Source organism: Actinosynnema sp. NPDC023658 (genome assembly GCF_040639995.1).
Taxonomy (GTDB): domain Bacteria; phylum Actinomycetota; class Actinomycetes; order Mycobacteriales; family Pseudonocardiaceae; genus Actinosynnema.
Map to the genome: position 1 here is coordinate 1 of NZ_JBFAAX010000439.1, position 4797 is coordinate 4797.

Genomic DNA, 4797 nt, shown 5'->3' on the forward strand with positions numbered 1-4797 from the left:
CGCGCCGGGCGCGATGGCGCCCTTGCGCGGGTGCAGCCCGAACATCCGCGCGGGCGTGGTGGAGCAGATCTCCACCCACCGCTCCAGGGTGATCTCGCCCTTCACCACGCCCTGGTGCAGCAGGTCCAGTCGGTGCTCGACGCCCGGCATCCCGTTGGGGATCTTCGAGAAGTCTCCGCGCCCCAGCTCCTTCTGGTCCTTGAAGCAGAACGGGCAGTGGTCGGTCGACACCACCGACAGGTCGTTGGTGCGCAGGCCGCGCCACAGCTCGGACTGGTGCTCCTTGGGGCGCAGCGGGGGAGAGGCGACGTACTTCGAGCCCTCGAAGCCCGGCTTCGCCAGGTCCTCCAGCGACAGGTACAGGTACTGCGGGCACGTCTCGGCGAACACGTTCTGCCCGGTGTCGCGCGCCTCGGTCACCGCGTCCAGCGCCTGCGCCGCGGACAGGTGCACGACGTACAGCGGCGCCCCGGTGACCTTGGCCAGCGTGATGGCCCGCGAGGTGGCCTCGCCCTCCAGCTCCGGGGGCCTGGTCAGGGCGTGCTCGACGGGGTCCGTGCGACCCTGCGCGAGCGCTTGCGCGACCAGTTGGTCGATCGCGATGCCGTTCTCCGCGTGCATCATGATCGTCGCGCCGGTGTCGCGGGCCTTCTGCATGGCGCGCAGGATCTCGTCGTCGGTGGCGTAGAAGACGCCGGGGTAGGCCATGAACATCTTGAAGGTGTTGACCCCCGCGTCGATGCAGGACTCCATCTCCTTCAACGACGTGTCGTGGACGTCGGAGAGGATCATGTGGAACCCGTAGTCGACGGCGCACCGGCCGGCGGCCTTCTCGTGCCACTTGTCCAACGTGGACAGCAGCGAGGAGCCCTTGTTCTGCACGGCGAAGTCGATGATCGTCGTGGTGCCGCCCCACGCCGCCGCGATCGTGCCGGTCTCGAAGGTGTCCGCGGAGAACGTGCCGCCGAACGGCATCTCCATGTGGGTGTGCCCGTCGACGCCGCCGGGGATCACGTACTTGCCGGTGGCGTCGATCGTCTCGTCGGCCTGGAGCTCGAAGCCGGGCGCCAGCAGCGCGGCGATCCGCTCGCCGTGCACCAGCACGTCGGCCTCGACCGCACCGGTCGCGTTGACCACCGTGCCACCCCTGATGAGCGTGCTCACGGGCGCACCAGCCCTTCGTAGGTGTCGGGTCGGCGGTCCCGGTAGAACGCCCACAGGTCGCGGACCTCGGCCAGCAGGTCCATGTCGAGGTCGCGCACCACGACCTCCTCCTCCGTGTCCGACGCCGCCTCGCCCACCAGCTGCCCGCGCGGGTCGGCGAAGTACGACTGGCCGTAGAACTCGTTGTCGCCCAGCGGCTCCACGCCCACCCGGTTGATGGTGCCGACGTAGTACTCGTTCGCCACGGCCGCCGACGTCTGCTCCAGCCGCCACAGGTACTCCGACAGCCCGCGGCTGGTGGCCGACGGGTTGAACACGATCTGCGCGCCGTTGAGCCCCAGCGCCCGCCAGCCCTCCGGGAAGTGCCGCTCGTAGCAGATGTAGACGCCCACCTTGCCCACGGCGGTGTCGAACACCGGGTAGCCGAGGTTGCCCGGCTTGAAGTAGAACTTCTCCCAGAACCCCTTCACCTGCGGGATGTGGTTCTTGCGGTGCTTGCCGAGGTACGTGCCGTCCGCGTCGATCACCGCGGCGGTGTTGTAGTAGACGCCCGGCTGCTCCTCCTCGTACATCGGCACGACGAGCACCACGCCCAGCTGCTCGGCCAGCTCGCACATCAGCTCGGTGGTCGGGCCGTCGGGGATGCCCTCGGTGTAGGAGTAGTAGTCCGCGTCCTGCACCTGGCAGAAGTACGGCCCGTAGAACAACTCCTGCAGGCAGACCACCTGCGCGCCCCGCGACGCGGCGGAGCGCACCGCCTCGACCGCGTTGGCGATCATCGACTCCTTGTCGCCGGTCCACTTCTGCTGCACCAGACCGGCTCGGACGACGTTCCCGCTCGGCACTGCGAGCAGGTCTCCGGTGTCGCTCACGCGTTCTCCCTCCGTGGCGCCAGCGCCAGGTAGACGAGCATGCCGCCGACCAGGCCGACGACCCAGTTGTAGTCGTACAGCGGTTTGAGCAGGGGGATCAGGCCGTCGGCCGGGAACGGGCCGCCGTACGCGCCTCCGACCGCGAGCACCGAGCCGACCAGCGTGGCCGCCACCGCGCGCCAGTTCCACCCCGCCCTGAACCAGTACGCGCCCCGTCCGGCGAGGTACAGGTCGGGCAGCTCCAGCCGCGTCCTGGCCAGCAGCCAGTACCCGGCGATGAAGACGCCCGCCACCGACGCCAGCAGGCCGCCGTAGAAGCCGAGCCAGGAGAAGATGTAGATGCCCGGGTCCGAGATCAGCCGCCACGGCTGGATCAGCACGCCGACCACGCCGGTGATCAGGCCGCCGACCGCGAACGTGATCTTCTTCGGGAACGCGTTGGAGAAGTCGTAGGACGGGCTCACCACGTTCGCCGCGAGGTTCGCCGAGACCGTGGCCAGCACGAGCGCGATGAGCGCCACCAGCACCACCGCGGTGCTGTCGAACCGGCTCGCCAGCTCGGCGGGGTCCCAGATCGCCTCGCCGTACAGCGCCATCGCGCCGGAGGTGGTCAGGATGGCCACGATGGCGATGAACGACATCGTGGTGGGCAGGCCGAGGACCTGGCCGACGACCTGCTTGCGCTGGCTGCCGCCGAACCGGGTGAAGTCCGGCATGTTCAGCGACAGCGTCGACCAGAACGCGATCATGCCCATCAGCGACGGGAAGAACACCTTCCAGAAGTCGGCGCCCCAGCCGAGCTTCGACGGCTCCGACAGGATCGGGCCGAACCCGCCCGCCTTCACCGCCACGTACCCGAGCAGCACCAGGAACCCGACGCTGACCAGCGGCGCGGTCCAGTTCTCGAACCGGCGGATCGCGTCCATGCCGCGCCAGATGACGAGCATCTGGACCACCCAGAACCCCAGGAAGCACAGCCACAGCGTCCACACCTGGCCCAGCACGACCGGCGCGTGCACCCACCCGTCGCCCGCCAGCCGGCCCACGATCACGTGCAGCGCCTTGCCACCCACCCACGTCTGGATGCCGAACCACGCGCACGCGATGAACGCCCGCAGCAGCGCCACCAGGTTCGCGCCCCGCACGCCGTAGAACGCGCGGGCGAACACCGGGAACGGGATGCCGTACTTCGTGCCCGCGTGGCTGTTGAGCAGCATCGGGACCAGCACGATCAGGTTGCCCAGGGTGATGGTCAGGAACGCCTGCACCCAGTCCATCCCCAACGCCACCAGCGACGCGGCCAGCGTGTAGCTGGGGATGTTGTGCGCCATGCCCATCCACAGCGCGAAGAAGTTGTAGGTGGACCAGGTGCGCCGCTCCAGCGGCACCGGCGCCAGGTCGGTGTTGTAGTGCGGGCTGCCCGCGATCGCGGAGTGATCACGCAGCTCGACGCGGCCGTCGGGATCGGCTGTGACCTGCGTTGCGGAGTCGAGGGCCATCGGTCACTTCCCTGTTACGCTCGTGAAACGCCCTTCGTGCGGGCGGTTCGGCGCGAATTCCATCCCGGCATCCTCCGGTCGACCCGCGTGCCCCGGCAGTGGCGAAGTGTCCACGCTTGCCATGATCAGTGCACACTCTGTCCAGTGCCACCCGAGCCGCTGGTCCGGGCCGGTCCGAGGCCCTCCGTCCGACCCTCGACGGGCGGGTGAACCGTGTCCTAACGTCCGTTGGATGAAGCTCGAACTGCGGCACCTGCGGGTCGTCTGCGCGATCGCGGACGCGGGCAGCCTGTCGAAGGCCTCCTCCCTCCTGGGCCTGGCGCAACCCGCCCTGACGGCCCAGTTGCACCGGATCGAGGGGATGCTCGGCGGCAGGCTGTTCGAGCGCGACCACAGGGGCGCGCGGGCCACCGCGCTGGGCGAGCTGGTGCTGGAACGGGCGCGCGTGCTTCTGCCCGCGTTCTCCCGGCTCCAGGAGGACGCGATGCGGCTGGTGGACGACGACGTGCCCGGCGACCGGTACCGGGTGGGCGCGGTGAACGGGCCCATGCTCGGCGGGCTGGTGCACCGGCTGACCGAGGCCCACCCCGGCGCCCACGTCTCGACCCAGGTGTCCTGGTCGGGCCAGGAGCTGTCCGCCATGGTCGCCGCGGGCCGGCTGGACTACGTGCTGGTCGGCGTGTGCGGCGACGCGCCGCCGCCGTCGGAGCACGGGCTGACCTGGAACGTCGTCGCGGTCGACCCGGTGTTCGTGCTGATGCCCGAGGACCACCCGTTCACCCTGCTGGAGGAGGTCGAGCTGGCCGCGCTGAAGGACACCCAGTGGGCGGTCGTGCCCGGCGACGGGTGCTTCGGCGACTGCTTCGTGGCCGCGTGCAGCCGGGCGGGCTTCACCCCGCGCACCATGTACGAGGTCGACATCAACAGCTGCATCGACCTGGCGTCCGCCGGCGACGCGGTCGCGCTGTGCCAGCCGACGTTCCGCCGCACGCCCGGCCTGGTCGCGATGCCGCTGGCGGGCGCACCGCTGCGCTGGCGTCACCTGATCGGCTGGGACCCGGAGGGACCGGCCGCCGCGTTCGGCCCGCGGGTGCTCCGCTACGCCGCCGAGGCCTACCGGGAGACCGCCGAGCGCAACCCGCGCTACGCGGGCTGGCTGCCGGGGCACCCCCACTTCGGCGCGGTACCGCACCACGCGGCGCTCTGACCGCCGCGCCGGCCGGTCGGGCCTCACCCCGCCGTATGACCCCAGTAGATCGCAA

Annotated in this window: 4 protein-coding genes; 1 reads left to right on the forward strand and 3 read right to left on the reverse strand. The window is 70.3% G+C overall.

Features of this window, described 5'->3' with window-relative positions; all coding sequences use genetic code 11:
• The 3 genes from hydA to AB0G02_RS28370 form a co-directional block, all read right to left on the reverse strand.
• Positions 1–1164: dihydropyrimidinase (hydA, locus tag AB0G02_RS28360; protein ID WP_360799626.1), on the reverse strand; the 1164-nt coding region annotated here is incomplete at its 3' end.
• Positions 1161–1979: a nitrilase-related carbon-nitrogen hydrolase gene (locus AB0G02_RS28365; protein WP_360799634.1), complete on the reverse strand. Its 819-nt coding sequence runs from the start codon at positions 1977–1979 to the stop codon at positions 1161–1163. The genes hydA and AB0G02_RS28365, both read right to left, overlap by 4 nt.
• A 53-nt stretch (positions 1980–2032) precedes the next feature.
• Complete coding sequence (locus AB0G02_RS28370; RefSeq protein ID WP_360799628.1) at positions 2033–3535, reverse strand: NCS1 family nucleobase:cation symporter-1; 1503 nt, start codon at positions 3533–3535, stop codon at positions 2033–2035.
• A gap of 232 nt (positions 3536–3767) precedes the next feature.
• Here AB0G02_RS28370 and AB0G02_RS28375 point away from each other — a divergent pair, with 232 nt between their 5' ends.
• A complete protein-coding gene (locus AB0G02_RS28375) occupies positions 3768–4742 on the forward strand; it encodes a LysR family transcriptional regulator (protein ID WP_360799631.1) in 975 nt (324 codons plus the stop codon).
• Positions 4743–4797 lie beyond the last annotated feature (55 nt).